This window comes from Paraburkholderia sp. J8-2, from assembly GCF_905220195.1.
Lineage (GTDB): Bacteria > Pseudomonadota > Gammaproteobacteria > Burkholderiales > Burkholderiaceae > Paraburkholderia.
Genome location: NZ_CAJMZA010000009.1, coordinates 225,030 through 242,044, shown reverse-complemented (window position 1 = coordinate 242,044; position 17,015 = coordinate 225,030). Strand labels below are relative to the sequence as shown.

At 68.0% G+C, this 17,015-nt stretch carries 14 protein-coding genes; 5 read left to right on the top strand and 9 right to left on the bottom strand.

Going from position 1 to position 17,015, the window contains the following annotated elements:
• Window positions 1–88 precede the first annotated feature (88 nt).
• The 3 genes from U5A52_RS21630 to U5A52_RS21620 all read right to left on the bottom strand — a co-directional run bounded on the left by U5A52_RS21630 (window position 89) and on the right by U5A52_RS21620 (window position 3,987).
• Window positions 89–2,677 (bottom strand): DUF6600 domain-containing protein, encoded by a 2,589-nt coding sequence (locus U5A52_RS21630; protein ID WP_321936125.1) that lies wholly within the window; start codon window positions 2,675–2,677, stop codon window positions 89–91.
• Window positions 2,678–2,907: 230 nt separating this feature from the next.
• Window positions 2,908–3,624 carry a helix-turn-helix transcriptional regulator gene (locus tag U5A52_RS21625; protein WP_321912655.1) on the bottom strand — a complete coding sequence of 239 codons (717 nt, stop codon included), beginning with the start codon at window positions 3,622–3,624 and terminating at the stop codon, window positions 2,908–2,910.
• A gap of 186 nt (window positions 3,625–3,810) precedes the next feature.
• A complete protein-coding gene (locus U5A52_RS21620; protein WP_321912591.1) occupies window positions 3,811–3,987 on the bottom strand; it encodes a hypothetical protein in 177 nt (58 codons plus the stop codon).
• A 111-nt stretch (window positions 3,988–4,098) separates the two neighbouring features.
• Here U5A52_RS21620 and U5A52_RS21615 point away from each other — a divergent pair, with 111 nt between their 5' ends.
• On the top strand, window positions 4,099–5,136 hold the full coding sequence (locus tag U5A52_RS21615; RefSeq protein WP_321936124.1) for a GlxA family transcriptional regulator: 1,038 nt from the start codon (window positions 4,099–4,101) through the stop codon (window positions 5,134–5,136).
• A 130-nt stretch (window positions 5,137–5,266) separates the two neighbouring features.
• Window positions 5,267–5,770 carry an acyl-CoA thioesterase gene (locus tag U5A52_RS21610; RefSeq protein ID WP_069262939.1) on the top strand — a complete coding sequence of 168 codons (504 nt, stop codon included), beginning with the start codon at window positions 5,267–5,269 and terminating at the stop codon, window positions 5,768–5,770.
• A gap of 94 nt (window positions 5,771–5,864) precedes the next feature.
• On the opposite strand, the gene fumC is transcribed toward U5A52_RS21610, so the two are convergent.
• Window positions 5,865–7,274 carry a class II fumarate hydratase gene (gene fumC, locus U5A52_RS21605; protein WP_321912588.1) on the bottom strand — a complete coding sequence of 470 codons (1,410 nt, stop codon included), beginning with the start codon at window positions 7,272–7,274 and terminating at the stop codon, window positions 5,865–5,867.
• Window positions 7,275–7,517: 243 nt separating this feature from the next.
• Window positions 7,518–9,161: a phospholipase D family protein gene (locus U5A52_RS21600; RefSeq protein ID WP_321936123.1), complete on the bottom strand. Its 1,644-nt coding sequence runs from the start codon at window positions 9,159–9,161 to the stop codon at window positions 7,518–7,520.
• A 256-nt stretch (window positions 9,162–9,417) separates the two neighbouring features.
• Between U5A52_RS21600 and U5A52_RS21595 the strand changes: the two genes are divergently transcribed.
• Window positions 9,418–9,813 carry a DUF2917 domain-containing protein gene (locus U5A52_RS21595; RefSeq protein ID WP_321936122.1) on the top strand — a complete coding sequence of 132 codons (396 nt, stop codon included), beginning with the start codon at window positions 9,418–9,420 and terminating at the stop codon, window positions 9,811–9,813.
• 39 nt (window positions 9,814–9,852) lie between these two features.
• Here the strand turns inward: U5A52_RS21595 and panS are convergent, their stop codons facing one another.
• The 3 genes from panS to U5A52_RS21580 all read right to left on the bottom strand — a co-directional run bounded on the left by panS (window position 9,853) and on the right by U5A52_RS21580 (window position 12,914).
• Complete coding sequence (gene panS, locus U5A52_RS21590) at window positions 9,853–10,815, bottom strand: ketopantoate/pantoate/pantothenate transporter PanS (RefSeq protein ID WP_321936121.1); 963 nt, start codon at window positions 10,813–10,815, stop codon at window positions 9,853–9,855.
• Window positions 10,816–11,137: 322 nt separating this feature from the next.
• Window positions 11,138–12,547 (bottom strand): MATE family efflux transporter, encoded by a 1,410-nt coding sequence (locus U5A52_RS21585; protein WP_321936120.1) that lies wholly within the window; start codon window positions 12,545–12,547, stop codon window positions 11,138–11,140.
• A 145-nt stretch (window positions 12,548–12,692) separates the two neighbouring features.
• Window positions 12,693–12,914 carry an RNA-binding S4 domain-containing protein gene (locus tag U5A52_RS21580; RefSeq protein ID WP_321912578.1) on the bottom strand — a complete coding sequence of 74 codons (222 nt, stop codon included), beginning with the start codon at window positions 12,912–12,914 and terminating at the stop codon, window positions 12,693–12,695.
• A 297-nt stretch (window positions 12,915–13,211) separates the two neighbouring features.
• On the opposite strand from U5A52_RS21580, the gene U5A52_RS21575 reads away from it, so the two are divergent.
• Together U5A52_RS21575 and U5A52_RS21570 are read left to right on the top strand one after the other, a co-directional pair.
• Window positions 13,212–13,724, top strand: coding sequence for a hypothetical protein (locus U5A52_RS21575; RefSeq protein ID WP_321936119.1), 513 nt, complete (start codon window positions 13,212–13,214; stop codon window positions 13,722–13,724).
• A 157-nt stretch (window positions 13,725–13,881) separates the two neighbouring features.
• On the top strand, window positions 13,882–16,140 hold the full coding sequence (locus U5A52_RS21570) for an ATP-dependent helicase (RefSeq protein WP_321936118.1): 2,259 nt from the start codon (window positions 13,882–13,884) through the stop codon (window positions 16,138–16,140).
• Between the two features lie 37 nt (window positions 16,141–16,177).
• On the opposite strand, the gene U5A52_RS21565 is transcribed toward U5A52_RS21570, so the two are convergent.
• Window positions 16,178–16,939: a DUF4088 family protein gene (locus U5A52_RS21565; protein WP_321936117.1), complete on the bottom strand. Its 762-nt coding sequence runs from the start codon at window positions 16,937–16,939 to the stop codon at window positions 16,178–16,180.
• Between the last annotated feature and the right edge of the window lie 76 nt (window positions 16,940–17,015).

The following is a 17,015-nucleotide window of genomic DNA, read 5'->3' as shown; positions in this document are numbered from 1 at the left end:
GCATTGACGGTAGTGGCGCGATGACAGCGCCATGAAAAAAGCCCGCGAACGGCGACGTTCGCGGGCTTTTGCGTTGCTGGCGCGGCGATCAGCCGTGGTGGCGATCGTCGTGATTGTTGCCGCTTGCGCGCTCTTGCGGGTGAGGCGCGGGTTGCGGTTGCGGACGCGGTTGAGGCTGCGGCTGCGGGCGGGCTTCAGCGTGCTGCTGCGGCTGAGGCTGCGGGCGGGCTTCAGCGTGCTGCTGCGGCTGAGGCTGCGGATGGAACTCCTGGCGCGGTTGGGGCTGTGGCTGCGGACGGGCTTCGGCGCGCGGCTGCGGCTGAGGTTGCGGATGGAACTCCTGGCGCGGCTGGGGCTGCGGCTGCGGACGCGCCTCCGCGTGCTGCTGCGGCTGGGGCTGCGGATGGAACTCCTGACGCGGCTGGGGCTGCGGCTGCGGACGAACCTCAGCGCGCTGTTGCGGCTGCGGCTGAGCTTGCGCCTGCGGATGGACCTCGGGGCGCGCCTCGGGCTGCGGCGCTTGCCGTGCCTCGGCTTGCGGCGCGCGTTGCACCGCGGCGGGCTCGGGCATGCGTTGCTGCGGTTGCGCCTGCGGCTGGCCACGTGCCGCGTCACGCTGCTGTTGCATCGCGACGACGGGCGGTCTGCCTGCCTCGTTGCCGCCCGGCTGGCCACGCGTGGCCATCGGCGCGTGCGGCTGCGTCCATGCTGGCTGATGCGCTTCGCCGCGCGGCGCTGCATTCGCCGCGTTCATGGCGCCCGGACCCGGCTGGCCCGCTGCGGGCGCGCCGCCTTCCGGACGGCCGGCGAACTGCGGCGGGCGCGGCACACCGTGTTCTTGCGCGGCGGGTGCCATGCCCGGCTGGCCATGCTCGGCGCCACGCGGCATGGCGTTGGCGGGCGCGGCGCCCACTTGAGGTGCGCCGCCAGGCATGCCTGGACGGCCAGCCTGCGCCTGCGGGGCAGCCGGCCTGCCGCCCGCGCCGAGCACCGGCGAATGCGGCGGCACGACGCGCACGTTCTGCGCGGGCCACGCGCCATGCGAAGCCGGCGCGAACGGCGAGGAAGGCGCATGCGCCGGCGCCGAGACGCGCACCACGGGCGCACCCGCGCCCGGCACCGCGCCGCCGGTGTGGGCGAAGCGCTGCGCGAGGTTGTCGTGGAACGCAGGCGGTGCGACCGGCGCGCGCGTGGCTACGACCTGGCGCTGGTTGAGCGCTGCGGGCGGCCGGTAGTTGGCGCGGCGCATGTTGGGTCCGAAACTGCCCTGCACTGGCGCGATGCCGGGCGTACCCGGGTTGATCCGCGCATTACGCCATTGCTGCGGATCGACATGCTGCGCGAAGCGCGAGACCGGCTGACCGTGGACGAACGCCGTGGCCGGCACGGCGGTCACAGCGCCCGGCGCGCGATAGTTCACGTAGGTGTTGCGAACGTTGATATTTGTGATGTTGACGTCGCGCCGGTAGTTGTTGACGACGACGGTCTGGTTCACGCGCTGGTAGTAGTTCGGACTCCAGCCGCCCCAGTGCGGATGCCACGGCTCGCCGGGCCCGAGCGCGAACCACGCGACGCCCGCGGCCGCGACGCCGCCCACGGCGAGGTTGACGCCCCAGTCCGTGCCGCCGTCACCGCCGCCTACGAACGCCACCAGCGCCGGCGCATAGACGGGCGGTGCGCTCTCGACGACCGGGCCGGGCACCCAGGCCCACGAATCGTCGACGTACGCCCAGCGGCCGTAGTGGTACGGCGCGAAGCCCCAGGGCGCGTCGTCGACCCACGTCCAGCCCCACGGCGCCTGCCACACCCAATGGCCGTCGTGATACGGCGCCCAGCCGGCGGGCACCGAGTTCGGCGTCCAGACTTCGCCGTACTGCGGATCGCTGCGCCACGTGCCGTTGTTGTCGAGGTCCTGGTAGCCCGGGACGTCACGCGAGACATAGCGCGCCGAGACCGAGCGGTCTTCGGCGGCGTCGCGTGCGAGAGCCCACTGGTCGAAGGTGTCCGGCGGCGGCGCCTGGTCGCTCGCCACCTGCTGCAGGTCGGTGCCGGCAAAGCGGATCTGCTGACCGGCCGTCATCGGCATCTGACCGTTTTCGCCGTACACGGTCACGCTGCCGTTGCGCACGGTCACGGTCGTGCTGCTGCCATCGGGCGCCACATCCACGCGGTAGTCGCCGGGGCTCGTCACGCCGAGCGCGAGGTTCGGCGTGTCGATCTCATACGAGGTGCCGGGCGGGACTTCGCGCACACGCGTCGAGAGCGTGCCTTGCGGCACTTTGAGCTGCGCCGTTTGATCGTCGAGGTTGAGGACGTCGAGGCTCGTCTGCGCGCCGAGGCGCACCGCCGTCGAGCCGATGTGCAGCTCGGAGCGCCCGTTGGCGTCGTTCCAGAGCTGGTCGCCGGTCGTGAGCGGGCGGTTGAGCTGCGCGTACGACCAGTCGCTCGCGCCGGCCGGCTCGGTGGTCACGGCGCCGGCCATGTAGTCGAGCCGCGCCACGCGGCTGGGCGGATCGCCGCCCGTAGCGGTGGGGCTGGCCGCCGCATCGGGGGGCGCCACCTGCGCGAAAACCGCGCTCGTGCCGGCGAGGTTCAGCGCCGCGAGCGCGGCGAGTGCGAACAGCGTGCGGCGGGACGTGCGGCGAAACTGGGTGATCGTAGGTGTGCGCGTTCTCATCTTTGTTCTCCTGTCCATGGGACCGGGCGCTTTGGTGCTGTTGCGCCGATTGCCATCCCATGCAGGGCACTGTATCCGGCAGGCTTGTTTCCATGCTCGCGGATTTGTTAAGGCTTATGCAGCAGATGTAACAGAACGTGTGGCCGCGGGAGAAACACGACCTTTTGCGCGCGAAATCCGCGATTTCGTTGGGTATTTGTCAGTTAATACGGCCTCGCTCGCGCGCTGTGTTATGCGCCGACGAGCGCATCGAATTCGTGTTGTCCTTTAGGCGTGATGCGCAGCACGCGCGGGCGGCTCGTGCGCTCGATCCAGCCGCTGTGCGTCCACGAATCGAGCAGCGCCGCGCCGAGTGCGCCGCCCAGGTGCGGCCTGCGCTCACTCCAGTCGAGGCAGGTACAGGCAAAGCGCCGCCGCCGTGCGCGCAGCGCGGCAACGTCCACGCCCCACGCCGCGAGACGCGCCGCGCCCTCCGGCGTGGCTTCGAGCATGTCGCCGTCGCGCACCAGCAGGCCGCCGTCCACGAGGCGCTCGAACACTTGCACGGCGACTTCGCCGGCCATGTGGTCGTAGCAGGTGCGCGCATGGCGCATCTCCAGCGGCACCGTCCGCGCGGGGCGGGGTGTCGGGCGCTGCGACGCGACGGCATTGGACACATGCGCGACGTTCATGAGCGCCTCGATCGCTGCTGCGATCTCGGGGGTGGCGATCCGGTAGTACCGGTGGCGGCCGCGCACGTCGAGCGCGAGCAGGCCGCCATCGGTCAGGCGCGCGAGGTGGCCGCTCGCCGCCGAAGGCGAGAGGCCCGCGATCATCGTGAGTTCGCCCGCGGGCCGCGCGCTGCCGTCCATGAGCGCCCATAGCATGGCGGCGCGGCCGGGATCGGCGAGCAGCGCGGCAACGCGTGCGAGACCCGGAAAGTGGCTCGATTCGTCGGTGGCGGGCAGGGTCATGGCGGCTCCTTCATGGTTGGCGATGGCGGCGGATTTCACCCACACCGTCACTTTAGCGAAATGGCGCATTCGACGTTTCACTCTGCGATGAAGTGTCGATTGCAACCGCTCGATGAGTGCCGAGTCGCGCGCGGTGGTACGTACTGCGGCGCGCGGGAGCGCCGCGCTAGAATCGTTTATTCACGCTATCGGCTTGCCCTTTATGAAACGTTTCCTGGCTCTTTTCGCCGCCGCCGCGCTCGCCGCCTTGTGCGCCGCCTGTGCAGGCGGTTCCACGCCGCCGTCGAACAGCACGAGCGGCATCACGATGTACGGCACGATCGACGAAGGCGTCACGTTCCATAAGTGAGCGGCCACGCGTGATCCTGTCGTCACCGTCGACTGGCAGGATTTGACGTTACTTTGACCTGACTGCCAATCGCGCGCGTGCGATGATGAGGGCACTTCGTCAGCATCGAGTTCGCCGTCATGCCGTCTGAACCGACTTTCCCTGCCGCTGCACGCCACGTCGTATTTGCCGTCGCGCCCGAGCTTGTGCTGCTCGACGCCTGCGGACCCATCGAAGCATTCTGGCGCGCCGAGCTGGCGATGCGCACGGCCGGCGGCGCGAGCGGCAGTGCAAACGGCGCGCAGCCTTGCGCCTACCGCACGACGCTCGCCTCGGTCGCTGGCGGCGTGCTGCCGACCTTTGCGGGCATGCCCATCGTCACCGAGCGGCTCGACACGCTCGACCCCGCCACGATCGACACGCTGATCGTGCCCGGCGTCCCCGTCGACGACACCACCGTGCTGCAACCCGAACTCGTCGCCTGGATCGCGGCGGCCGCGCCGCATGCACGCCGTGTCGCGTCGGTCTGCACGGGGGCGTTCTATCTCGCCGCGGCGGGCCTGCTCGACGGCCGCCGCGCCGCCACGCACTGGCGTAACGCGTCCCAGCTCGCGCGGCGTTTTCCCCGCGTGGAAGTCGATCCTGAGCCGATCTTCATCCGCGACGAGCGCGGCGGCCGTGTGGTCTGGACGTCGGCGGGCGTGACGGCGGGCATCGATCTCGCGCTCGCGCTGATCGAGGAGGACTGCGGCCACGCGGTCGCGATGCAGGCGGCGCGCCGCCTTGTCGTGTTCATGAAGCGGCCCGGCGGCCAGTCGCAGTTCAGCGAGGCGCTTGCGGCGCAAGCCACCGCGGGCGGGGAGTTCGACGCGCTGCACGGCTGGATGGCCGCCAACCTGCACGGCGCGCTCAGCGTCGAGCGCCTCGCCGAGGAAGCGCGCATGAGCCCGCGCACCTTTGCGCGCCGCTATGTCGACGCGGTGGGGCGCACGCCTGCGCGCACGGTTGCGGCGATGCGCGTGGAGGCCGCTGCGCACGCGCTCGCGCAGTCGCGCCGGCCGCTCAAGCGGATTGCGGCCGATTGCGGTTTCGGCACTGAGCAGAATCTGCGGCGCGCGTTCGAGCGATGCTATGGCGTGCTGCCGCTCGATTACCGGGCGCGATTCGCGGCGAGCTGAATCAATCGCGAATGGGGTTTCGCAAGCGGCTGCGACTGTCTGTCTTATTGCACTCGTATAATCGACGCCTCTATTCCCCACACTACGATACGGGCCGCCGTATGCGGTAATCGCCATGAGCCAAGCCGAGATGAAGACGCCTACCCAGCCGCTGGACCGTTCGGAAACGACGTTCCGGTTCCTCGCCGAGCCGACTTCGGTGAACTTCGGCGGCAAAGTGCACGGCGGTGCGCTGATGAAATGGATCGACGAGACGGCATATGCGTGTGCCGCGGTCTGGTCCGGCCGCTATTGCGTGACGGTGAGCGTGGGCAACATCCGCTTTCGCCGGCCAATTCTCGTCGGCAACATGGTCGAGCTGCGCGCGCGCGTGGTCGCCACGGGCCGCACGTCCATGCACATCCACATCACCGTGCATGCGGGCGACCCGAAGAGCGGCCAGCTGCGCCTCACCACCGACTGCCTGATCGTGTTCGTGGCCGTCGACGAAAACGGCAACCCGATTCCCGTGCCGACGTACGTGCCGGAAACGGACGAGCAAAAGCGCCTCGCGAAATACGCGCTCGACGTGAAGGAAGCGCTCGACGCGATCGTCGAACTCAAGCCCGAGGAGGTGGCGAAAGGGCAGGTTTGATCCGCATGCGCGCCGTTGCGGCCGCATGAAAAAAACGGGCGGCGAAGGTGTGAACCTCGCCGCCCGTTATGCATTTCAGCCCTTCAAACAGGGCTTATTTCTTCGCCTCGCCCACCATCTCGCCGGGCTTCACCCACTCGTCGAACTGCTGCTCGGTCACGTGGCCGAGTGCGAGCGCGGCGGCCTTGAGCGTGGTGCCTTCCTTGTGCGCCTTCTTCGCGATCTGCGCGGCCTTGTCGTAGCCGATGTGCGGATTGAGCGCCGTCACGAGCATGAGCGACTCGTTGAGCAGCGTGTCGATGCGCGAGCGGTTCGGCTCGATCCCCACGGCGCAGTGGTCGTTGAAACTGAGCGCGCCGTCGGCGAGCATGCGGATGGACTGCAGCACGTTGTGCGCGATCATCGGGCGGAACACGTTCAGCTCGAAGTTGCCGCTCGCGCCGCCCATGTTCACGGCCACGTCGTTGCCGAACACCTGACAACAGAGCATCGTCACTGCTTCGGACTGCGTAGGGTTCACCTTGCCCGGCATGATCGAGCTGCCCGGCTCGTTCTCGGGAATCGACAATTCGCCCAGACCGCAGCGCGGGCCGCTGGCGAGCCAGCGGATGTCGTTGGCGATCTTCATGAGGCTCGCGGCCACGGTCTTCAGCGCGCCGTGTGCGAACACGAGCGCGTCGGCGGCGGCCATCACTTCGAACTTGTTGGGCGCAGTGACGAAGGGCACGCCCGTGAGCTTCGCGATGCTTTCCGCAACCTTGTGCGCGAACTGCGGATGCGCGTTCAGGCCGGTGCCCACGGCCGTGCCGCCCTGCGCGAGTTCGTACAGATGCGGCAATGAAGATTCGACGTGCTTGATGCCGTGATCGAGCTGCGCGACGTAGCCCGAGAACTCCTGGCCGAGCGTAAGCGGCGTGGCGTCCTGCAGGTGCGTGCGGCCGATCTTCACGATGTCGGCAAAAGCCTTGGCCTTGGTGTCGAGCGTATCGCGCAGCGTCTTGAGCGCCGGCAGCAAATGCTTGACGATGCCGTAGGCGGCCGCCACGTGCATCGCGGTCGGGAACACGTCGTTGGAGGACTGGCCGCGGTTCACGTCGTCGTTCGGATGCACCTTGCGCGCCTCGCCGCGCTCGCCGCCCAGAATCTCGCTCGCGCGGTTCGCAATCACCTCGTTGAGGTTCATGTTGGTCTGCGTGCCGGAGCCCGTTTGCCACACGGCGAGTGGGAACTCGCCGGGGTGCTTGCCCGCGATGATCTCGTCGGCGGCCTGCATGATCGCTTTCGCTTTGTTCTCGTCGAGCACGCCTAGCGAGAGATTCACTTCGGCGGCGGCGCGCTTGATCGTCGCGAGCGCGGTGATCAGTTCCGGCGACTGCTTTTCGGTGGAGATGCGAAAGTTTTGCAGGGATCGCTGCGTTTGCGCGCCCCAAAGCTGCTGGGCGGGCACGGCGATCTCGCCGAACGTGTCGCGCTCCATGCGGACGTTTTCGTTGCTTGCGGTCATTTGATACTCCGGTGATTGAGGCGGCGCATCCTCGCTCGCGCGAGGGCGCCGCTTTCGTGACGGGTTCGGATCCGCGTGGTGGCTGGGCGGCGGCGCTGTGCTGGCGCGGCCGCTGCGAAGGCGCGACGCTCATGGCGATGAAGGCGGCTTCGCGGCTGGCTCGACGGCGGACGTTACAACGTAAATCAAGCGATCTTGCGCGGGCGACAGCCAGGTCGTGCTCACAGTCGCTTCACGACCGGTTCACAGCTGGCTGTCGACCGGCAACAGCAAGAATAGCCCGGTTAGGACATTTCTGTAGAAACCCGCACCAGGGTCGAGGTTGTAGGTGCGGATCATGCCGTTTTCCTCGTCGGTCCAGACGAGCGGCGAGTTGACCGTCGTGCCCTGGAGCTGCGCCAGTTGCGCGGGCGTTGCGAGCGTCACGTGGTAGCTCACCTGCGGCGAGATCGCACGCTTGAACAGGTCGGCCACTTCGTGCGCGATCGGTGGGCTCTCCACGGTCAGCGCAAGCTCGGTGTTCAGACGCGCGGAGCGCGGGTCGAGATTGAGCGAGCCGATCACGAGCGTTCTGTCGTCGATCACGTAGGCCTTGGCGTGCAGGCTCGCGCGCGAGCGCGAACCGACCACGCCGAAGCGCCGCTGGTCGGCGTGCTCGGGCTGCAGCGGCTTGAACTCGTAAAGCTCGGCGCCGGCCTCGAGCAGCGGCACGCGGTAAGGGCTGTAGCCGGCCTGCACCGCAACGGCGTCGGTGGCGGCGAGCGAATTGGTGAGGATCGCCACGCGCACGCCGTGCGCAGTGAGCGTGCGGATGGTCTGTACGCCCGTGTCGTGCGGCACGAAGTACGGCGAGAACACCAGCACGCTGCTATGCGCCTGATGGATGCGGTCGAGCAGCGAGCGCATGGCGTCGCCCAATTCGCCTTTCTCGCTGCCCGCGATCTTGCCTGGCGAGTCGGCCACGAACGCCCATTTCGCCCAGACGAGCCCGAGCGTATTGCCCGTGATTTGCTGCGCGAGCGGCGTGGCGTTGAGCGGTTTGGCGTTGTAAGGCTCGGCGCTTTCGCGCCAGTGCTTGCGCAGGTCGTCGCGCGCGGTGTCGAGATCGTGCGCGTCGAACTTCTGATGATTGAGCACGCTCAAGGGGTACGAGATCGAGCTGTTCCAGTACTCGTCGAAGCTTGCCGAAACGCTTTGCGCGACCGGCCCGGCCGTGAGCACGTCGAGGTCGCGGAAGTCGAGCGTCGGGCTGGCGTTGAAGTACTCGTCGCCGAGATTGCGCCCGCCGACGATCGCCATTTCGTTGTCGACGATCGTCGCCTTGTTGTGCATGCGCCGCGTGAACTGGTCGACGTTCGAGAAGAAGTTGCGCGTGCGCAGGTACATCGACTCGCTCGTGCTGCCGTACGGGTTGAACACGCGGATCTGGATGTTCGGATGGCTGTTGAGCGCGGCCATCAGCTGGTCGATGTCGTGAAAATTCAGGTCGTCGACCAGCATGCGCACGCGCACGCCGCGATCGGCCGCATAGAGCGCCGAGCCTAGCAGCAGCTTGCCGGTGGTGTCCTCGTTGGCGATGTAGTACTGCATGTCGAGCGTTTTCGTCGCCGCGCGCGCGAGTGCGACGCGCATCTGCAGCGAGTCCGGCCCGGTGGCGAGCAGGCGAAAGCCCGATTCGCCCGGGTGCGCGGCTTCGGGCGCGGCGAGCGCGGCGCCAAGCGGCGTGGCGCTGGCCTGCGTGGCCGGCAGCGCCGCGCTCGTCTCGCGCGGGTAGTCGGTGGCGGGCGGGCGCGTTGCGCAGCCGGCGACCAGCGCGAGGCAAACGAGCGCAAAGCGGGCATACGGCGCAACCGTGGGCGCGCACGGCGAGGCGCCAGGCTTCGTCATGCGTCGCGTCGCGGCTGCGGTTGGGGCGGGATGCGCGGGCAAGCGGATTCTCCATGGCGGCACGCCGCATGATGGTTCGTTTTCATTGCACGACTTCACAAAAATTCTACGGGAAGCGGCCTACTGGTCCTGCGGCGGCGAGCAAGTCCCTTGAGCAATTCTTGGGCCGCATGCAACTGACGTTTCAGCGCGGCCGGAAACGTTCGTGGGGCTTGCGGCGCGACACTGCGCGCATCTCGAACGAACGGAGCGCGCAATGAGAGCAGAAACCCGCGTGGTGATGCACGCAGACTTCAAGGACGCGTTGGCGCTGTGGGTGCCGTGTGACGCTTGCCGCACGATTCGCGTGGCGCAGGGCGGCGTGGTGATGGCGCTCGAGGGCCGCGTCTGGATGACGGTCGAAGGCGATACCGAAGACTACTGGCTCGAACCGGGCGAAGCACTGCCGCTTGCGCCTGGTGAGCGGGCGCGCATCAGTGGATGGCGGGAGGGGGTGCGCTTTGAAGTGCGCTGCGAGGGCGAGCTTCTGGCACAGCCGCGCGAATGGCGCTTCGCGAGGCTGCGAGCATGGCTGCAGGTGAGGCTAACGCGGCGTGCGCCCCGCAGGCTGGCGGGGGCGCGAGACCGCGCACCGCAGGAGCGTGTGGCGTAAGCGTCGGAACGCTGGCCCGGCGCTTGACCACCGTATCGATCAACCGCGCTCGGGCGACGCGTTCGCGGCGCTTTGCGCATTGCGCGTGCTGCCGCGCGCCGGCTTGCCGGCCCAGTAACCCGCGAGCACGGAGCCCGAGAGGTTGTGCCACACCGAGAACAGCGCGCCCGGCAGGGCCGCGAGCGGCGAGAAGTAGAGCTTGCCGAGCGTCGCGGCGAGCCCCGAGTTCTGCATGCCCACTTCGATGGCGAGCGTACGGCACACCGACTCGTCGAAGCCGAGCAGGCGCCCGCCCCAGTAGCCGCCAAGCAGCCCGATGCCGTTGTGCAGCACCACGCCGAGCGCGACGAGCGGGCCGACCGTGGCGATGCTCGCATGCGTGCCGCCCACCACGGCGGCGATGATCGCGAGGATCGACACCATGGAGACAAGCGGCAGCACAGGCTCGACGCGGCGCACGAGGCCGCCTGCGAGCCGGTTGACGACGAGGCCGATGGCGATCGGCAGGCCGACGATCTGCAGGATGCTCATGAGCATGCCGCGCACGTCGACGACGATCGACGCATCGACGTAAAGACGCGTGAGCAGCGGCGTCGCGAACACGCCCACCAGGGTGGAAAGCGCGCTGATCGTCACCGACAGCGCGACGTCGCCGCGCGCGAGATAGATCATCACGTTGGACGCCGTGCCGCTCGCGACGCTGCCGACGAGCACCATGCCTGCCGTGAGATCGGGCGGCATGTGCAGCACCTTGGCGATCGCCCAGGCGGCGAGCGGCATGACGAGGTAATGCAGCAAGATGCCTGCCGCGACCGGCGCGGGCCGCGTGAAGACGCGCTGGAAGTCGGCGAACGAGAGCGTGACGCCCATCGACAGCATGATGATCATCAGGAGCGTCGTGACGTGCGGCGCTATCGGCGCGACGAGGCCCGGATCGAAGTAAGCCAGCAATGAGACGAGGACGGCCCAGAGCGGAAAGAGTCGGGTAATCGGGGCAAGCATGAAAGGGTGGTCCGTGAGTGGATTCGTTATATGTCGTGGCGCGGGACGCTTCAGCGGCACGCGCGCTGGGCGTGTGCGCTTGCATGGCGCGCTGTTGCGTCGCGTGTTTGTTTCGCGCTTTGCGTCGGATCGTGGCGGGGTGTCGATGCGTGCGACCTGAGCGCTCCGCGCGCGGCAAGCGTAGCCGGGGTGGCCGGCGGCGCTCGCGGGGCGCGGCTGTCTCCAAACTGTTCTTGCCCTCGTGGGACGGACGCCGCGTGCGGCGCCAGGCGCGTATTTTACCCGGTCGCGCCGGTACGGCCTGGCCGGTTAAGTGAACGCTTCAACCAACGCGGCTTGTGGCGGCAGCGTGAGCCTGCGCGCGCCGGCTCATACGGTGAAAGCGCCACGTCATGAGCACGGCGACCGTGGTGAGCCCGGCGGCGAGCCCCCACCAGAGCCCGAGTGCGCCGAGCCCGAAGTGGAACGCGAGCACGTAGCCGAGCGGAAAGCCGATGCCCCAGTAGCCGAGCGTGGCCGCGAGCATCGGCACGCGCGTGTCTTTCAGGCCGCGCAGGCAGCCCGAACCGACGGTCTGCGCGCCGTCGACGATCTGGAAAATCGCCGCGACGCCGAGCAGCGTGGCCGCGAGCGAGACCGTGTGCGCGTTGGCCGGGTCGTCGAGGTGCAGGTAGAGCCCGACGATCCAGTGCGGCGCGAGCACCATCACGAGCGCCGACAGCGACATGAAGCCAACGCCGAGCCCGAGCGCGACGAAGCCCGCATGGCGCGCCGCGCGCGGCACGCCCGCGCCCGACCAGTACCCCACGCGCACGTTGGCCGCCTGACCGATCGCGAGCGGCACCATGAAGGTGACGGAGGCCACGTTCAAGGCGATCTGGTGCGCCGCGAGCGGCGTTGCGCCGAGCAGGCCCGCGAGCAGGCCGGTGGCGAGAAAGAGCGTCGCCTCGACCGCATAGGTGATCGCAACCGGCCAGCCAATGGTGAAGAGTTCGCCCATCAGCGGCGCCGTCGGCCGGCGCGCAACGACGAAATGCTGGTGCGAAGGCCGCAGGTGCAGCAGCGCCATCAGCACGAACGCGGTGAGCCACACGGTGATCGTGGTGGCCACCGCCGAGCCGAGAAAGCCCAGGCGCGGCAGGCTCCACGCACCGTGGATCAGCCCGTAGTTGAGAAAGCCGTTGATGAACACGCACGCGATCGACACCCACAGCAGGCGCCGCGCCGCGCCGATGGCGGGCAGGAACGAGCGCATGAGCCCCACGCCGATCAGGCTCGCGGGCGCGCCCCAGCGCAGCACGGCCGTGTACTCGCCGATGTGATGCGCGAGCAGCGTGGGCTCGCCGAGCGCGCGCAGGATCGGCTCGGCGAAGGAGAGCAGCGCGAACGCCGGCACAGAGAGCAGCAGGGAGAGCGCGAAGCCGGTCCAGTAGATGTGCGGCACGTGGCTTTCGTTGTCGGCGCCGCGCGCCTGCGCGACGCTCACGCTGACCGAGGTCAGCACGCCTTGCAGCACGGTCACCACCACGAAGAACATGTTCGCGCCAAGTCCGCCCGCGGCGAGCGCATCGGCGCCGAGCGAGCCTAGCAGGACCGTGTCGGTCACGCTCATCGCCATCTGCGAGAGCTGGGCGATCGCAAGCGGGCCGGCGAGGCGGGCGGTGTCGGCGGCGTGGCCGCGCAGCGTGGGCGGCGCCGAAACGGCGCGGCGGGAAAGCGTGGTTCGAGTCATGAAAAACAAGCGGCGCGATATAAGCGCGCCGCGCGGCAGGGTTCGTCTGTCGAAACTGAAAGCTTATTGCGAGACAGCGACCTTGTCGATCCAGATGCTCAAATCTGGTGCATAGCTGGCGCCTGCGGGCAAGTTTCGGGGCGGTTCACTCGTGCGCCTTGACGGCAATGCGCGTGTCGCCCAGCAGCACGGCCTGGCCCGCGCGGATCTTGCACGTCTTGCGCAGCTCGACTTCGCCGTCCACCTTCACCGCGCCCGAGGCAACGATCTGTTTGGCCGAGCCGCCGCTGTCGGCGAGTCCGGTGATCTTCAGGAGGTTGTGCAGTTCGACGTAGTCGCCGGTCAGCGTGAAATCGAGGTTGGGCATGGCGGATTGGAATTTCAAAGGCGTGCGGCAAGCGCGCGAAGGGTGAGCATCATAAGCGATGGCGGCTTTGCCGCGGCGGCTGTCACATCTCGGGGCCAGATGTTATGAATTCGTCAGAAAATGAAACGTTGAGTAACGTTGCGGGACCCCACGGCGATCTTCATACCAAAATGGTTTCACCCGGATCGACAGCGCCGCTCAGATTTCCCTTGAACGGCTCCGTCGAGCGGGGGCGCGGCTCTGGCGGGCTTGCCCGCTGCGAACGCGCCTTCGGAACCACTGCAAGGAGGATACGCCATGACCCAGATTCGCAAGCTGCTCACTGTTACCGCCGCTTTTGCCACCGTGACGACTGCCGCCGTATTCGCGCAAGGTGCGTATGCACAAAACGCGGCACAAAACGCGACCCAGGGCGCGACGCAGGCCGGCGAAGCCCCAACGATGGCGCCGCGTGCCGCGCCTGGTCAAATGCCGGGCCAGATGACTGGTCACGTACCGAGCCAGGCGCCGGCGGCCGCCGGGATCGCGCAACCCGCGCCCGCCCCGCAAGCGCTGACTGCTCCGCAATCCGCTGACCCGCTGGTGCAAAAGCGCAACGCCAACGCCGCCGCGAACGCGGAATACCGCAGCGCGAAGAAGTCGGCGAACGCCGAGTACAGCGACGCGAAGAAGCAGGCGAAGTCGCAGTACAAGGCGCAGGTGAAGGACGCGAAGATCAACCACAAGGCCGACCGTCAGGCCAACGATTCGGAAATGAAGGATCAGATGAACGGCACGTCGGCCCAGCAGCAGGGCGGCCAATCGGAATAACGCGCTAACGCGCGGCTGGTGCAGGCGGCGTCCGTGTACTGGGCGCTGACCTTGTTCGCACACCGAGAGCGGCGGCGTCGGGCAACGGACGCCGCCGCTTCGCTTCATGATGCTCGAAACGCGCCGCGGCGTTGTCGTTAAATCCCGCCAGATCGCCATGGAATCAGGCGCTTGCGGATGCGGGGTGTATGGATATACAGTATGCGTCGCCTCTTTCCGATTCGCCACGTCCATCGTCCCAGCGCCCGCCGTGTCCACAGTTTCCGTTGCCGATTCTTCTGTCTCCAACGCCAGCCAGGCGCGTGCCGACGCAGCCACTGCCGTTTCTTCGTGGCTCGCGAAACTCAACGACGCGCAGCGCGAGGCCGTCGAGCACGGCGGCGAAGCGGGCTACGCGCCGGGCTCGGCGCTGCCGGGCCCGCTGCTCGTGATCGCAGGGGCCGGGTCGGGCAAGACCAATACGCTCGCTCACCGCGTCGCGCATCTGATCGCGGGTGGCGCCGACCCTCACCGCATCCTGCTGCTTACGTTCTCGCGGCGCGCCGCGCAGGAAATGACGCGGCGCGTGGCGCGCATCGCCGCCAGCGCGCCCGGCGCGGCCGCAGTGCTCGCACAAGGGCTTGGCTGGGCGGGCACTTTTCACGGCGTGGGCGCACGGTTGTTGCGCGAGTACGCGGATCACATCGGCCTTTCGCCGGCGTTCACGATCAACGACCGCGAAGATTCCGCCGATCTCATGAACCTCGTGCGCCACGAACTCGGATTCTCGGCGAAGGAAAAGCGCTTCCCCTCGAAGTCGACGTGCCTTGCGATCTACTCGCGCGCGGTCAACACGGGCGACTCGCTCGCCAGCGTGCTCAATCGGTCGTTCTCGTGGTGCCTCGAATGGGAGCCGCAACTGCGCGCGCTGTTCGCGGCCTACGTGGACGCCAAGCAAAAGCAGAACGTCCTCGACTATGACGACCTGCTGCTCTACTGGGCGCACATGGCCGCGGAGCCGGCGATTGCCGCCGATCTTGCGGGCCGCTTCGACCACATCCTCGTCGACGAATACCAGGACACCAACCGCCTGCAGGCCTCGATCCTGCTCGCGCTCAAGCCCGACGGCCGCGGCCTGACCGTGGTCGGCGACGACGCCCAGGCGATCTATTCGTTTCGCGGCGCGACGGTGCGCAACATTCTCGACTTTCCGGCGCAGTTCGATCCGCCCGCGCGCCAGGTGACGCTCGAGCGCAACTACCGCTCGACGGCGCCGATCCTCGCCGCTTCGAACGCCGTGATCGACGCCGCCGCCGAGCGCTTCACCAAGAACCTGTGGACCGATCGCCCCTCGCAGCAGCGCCCGCGCCTCGTCACGGTGGCTGACGAGGCGACTCAGGCGCGCTACGTCGTCGAGCAGATTCTCGAGGCGCGTGAAGCGGGCATGAAGCTCAAGCAGCAGGCCGTGCTGTTTCGCGCGGCGCACCACAGCGCCACGCTCGAAATCGAACTGGCGCGGCGCAATATCCCGTTCGTGAAGTTTGGCGGCCTGCGTTTTCTCGACGCCGCGCACGTGAAGGACGTGCTGGCGGTGTTGCGCTGGGCCGAGAATCCGCTCGATCGCGTGGCGGGCTTTCGCGTGACGCAATTGCTGCCGGGCGTGGGGCCCGCCAACGCCGCGCGCCTGCTCGACCAGGTGGCCGCGTGCACGGGCGCGTATCGCGCCGCCGAGGCGCTCGCGGCCTTCGCGCCGCCGCCGCGCGCGGCTGAGGACTGGCCGGCGTTCGCGTCGCTCATCGACAGTCTCTCCATGCGCGCCACACCGTGGCCCGCCGAATTCGAGCGCGTGCGGCGCTGGTACGAGCCGCATCTCGAGCGCAATCACGAGGACGCCCAGGTGCGTCTGGCCGATTTGCTGCAAATGGAGAGCATTGCGAGCACTTACGCCTCGCGCGAGCGCTTTCTCACCGAACTCACGCTCGATCCGCCGGACGCCACGAGCGCCGAATCCGCCGATCCGCTGCTCGACGAGGACTATCTGATCCTCTCGACGATCCATTCGGCGAAAGGGCAGGAGTGGCGCAACGTGTTCGTGCTCAATGGCGTGGACGGCTGCATTCCGTCCGATCTCGGCGCGGGCAGCGACGAGGAGCTGGAGGAGGAGCGGCGGCTGCTCTATGTGGCGATGACGCGCGCGAAAGAGGATCTGCACATCGTCGTGCCGCAGCGCTTTTACGTGCACAACCAGGTGGCGTCGGGCGACCGGCACGTATGGGCCTCGCGCACGCGCTTCATCGCCGCGCCCATGCTGCCGCTATTCGAGTCGCGCGCATGGCCGCCCGCGCCCGTGGCGGGCGCGCCGAGCGCGGCGGGACTCGCCGCCGCCGCGCATGCGAAGGTCGAGATCGCCGCGAAACTCAGGAAGATGTGGGACTAATGAGCGCGCCTGGCGGGGCGTTCTCAGCGAGGCGCGTCTAGCGCCCCTGTTCGCGCGCGGTGCCACGCTGCGGCGGCATGAAGAAGTTGCGCAGCCACGCGGCGAAGCGCGTGAAGACGTCGTCGGGCTCCTCGACGAAAATCTCGGGCTTGAGCAAGCGCAGATATTCCATGATCTGTTGCGCTTCCTGCTTCTGGAACACGCCATGCGTGACGCCGAGCCTCAAGAGCCCGCGCAGTTCACCCAGGCGCTCGCGCGCCAGGCTGCCGCTAGCCTGCTCGCAGCCGATCTTCGCTTCGTACACCCGCTGACGCAGCGACTCGGTGAGCCGCCACGCGGGCGTCTGCATCGTCTCTTCGAGCGTCTGGATGTCCTGCACGCCCGATTTGATCTGCGCAGCCAGCGGATCGATCAGCGCTTCTTCGCCTTGGGCTTCGCTCACGATGGCGGCCGCCCAGTCGCGGCACTGCTTCGAGAGTTCGTCCGGTGTCCACTCGGGCCGCGACGCAAAGCCGAAACCGAATTCGCCCGCCTGACGCATCAGGATCGAGACGACCTCGGGGAACTCCTTGTCGAGCGTGCGCTTGGCCCATGCGTACTGGCCGCCTTGCAGGAGCCGCTGGACAGCGTGCTCCGTGAGCGGCGTCATGTTGTCGAGCAGCTTCGCACGCAGGTAGTCCTCGAATTCCGGCGTGGCGAACTGCGGGTCGAGTTTGAGCGAGACGCGCAGGAACGCGTCGAAATCCTTGCGCAGCGACGCAAGCGTTTCATCCTTCAGGTTAAGGGTGATATGCCCCATTGTGGTTGCCCCGGTGTAATCCTTATCGCTTCTCGCGTGCTCTCGCCGTTCGAGCAGTGGCCTGCCAGAGCAGGCC

Bases quoted from the DNA above. Each gene is read 5' to 3' on its own strand.
- U5A52_RS21630 (WP_321936125.1), bottom strand. From the start codon at position 2,677: ATGAGAACGCGCACACCTACGATCACCCAGTTTCGCCGCACGTCCCGC.
- U5A52_RS21615 (WP_321936124.1), top strand. From the start codon at position 4,099: ATGCCGTCTGAACCGACTTTCCCTGCCGCTGCACGCCACGTCGTATTT.
- U5A52_RS21610 (WP_069262939.1), top strand. From the start codon at position 5,267: ATGAAGACGCCTACCCAGCCGCTGGACCGTTCGGAAACGACGTTCCGG.
- fumC (WP_321912588.1), bottom strand. From the start codon at position 7,274: ATGACCGCAAGCAACGAAAACGTCCGCATGGAGCGCGACACGTTCGGC.
- U5A52_RS21600 (WP_321936123.1), bottom strand. From the start codon at position 9,161: ATGACGAAGCCTGGCGCCTCGCCGTGCGCGCCCACGGTTGCGCCGTAT.
- U5A52_RS21595 (WP_321936122.1), top strand. From the start codon at position 9,418: ATGAGAGCAGAAACCCGCGTGGTGATGCACGCAGACTTCAAGGACGCG.
- panS (WP_321936121.1), bottom strand. From the start codon at position 10,815: ATGCTTGCCCCGATTACCCGACTCTTTCCGCTCTGGGCCGTCCTCGTC.
- U5A52_RS21585 (WP_321936120.1), bottom strand. From the start codon at position 12,547: ATGACTCGAACCACGCTTTCCCGCCGCGCCGTTTCGGCGCCGCCCACG.
- U5A52_RS21580 (WP_321912578.1), bottom strand. From the start codon at position 12,914: ATGCCCAACCTCGATTTCACGCTGACCGGCGACTACGTCGAACTGCAC.
- U5A52_RS21575 (WP_321936119.1), top strand. From the start codon at position 13,212: ATGACCCAGATTCGCAAGCTGCTCACTGTTACCGCCGCTTTTGCCACC.
- U5A52_RS21570 (WP_321936118.1), top strand. From the start codon at position 13,882: ATGGAATCAGGCGCTTGCGGATGCGGGGTGTATGGATATACAGTATGC.
- U5A52_RS21565 (WP_321936117.1), bottom strand. From the start codon at position 16,939: ATGGGGCATATCACCCTTAACCTGAAGGATGAAACGCTTGCGTCGCTG.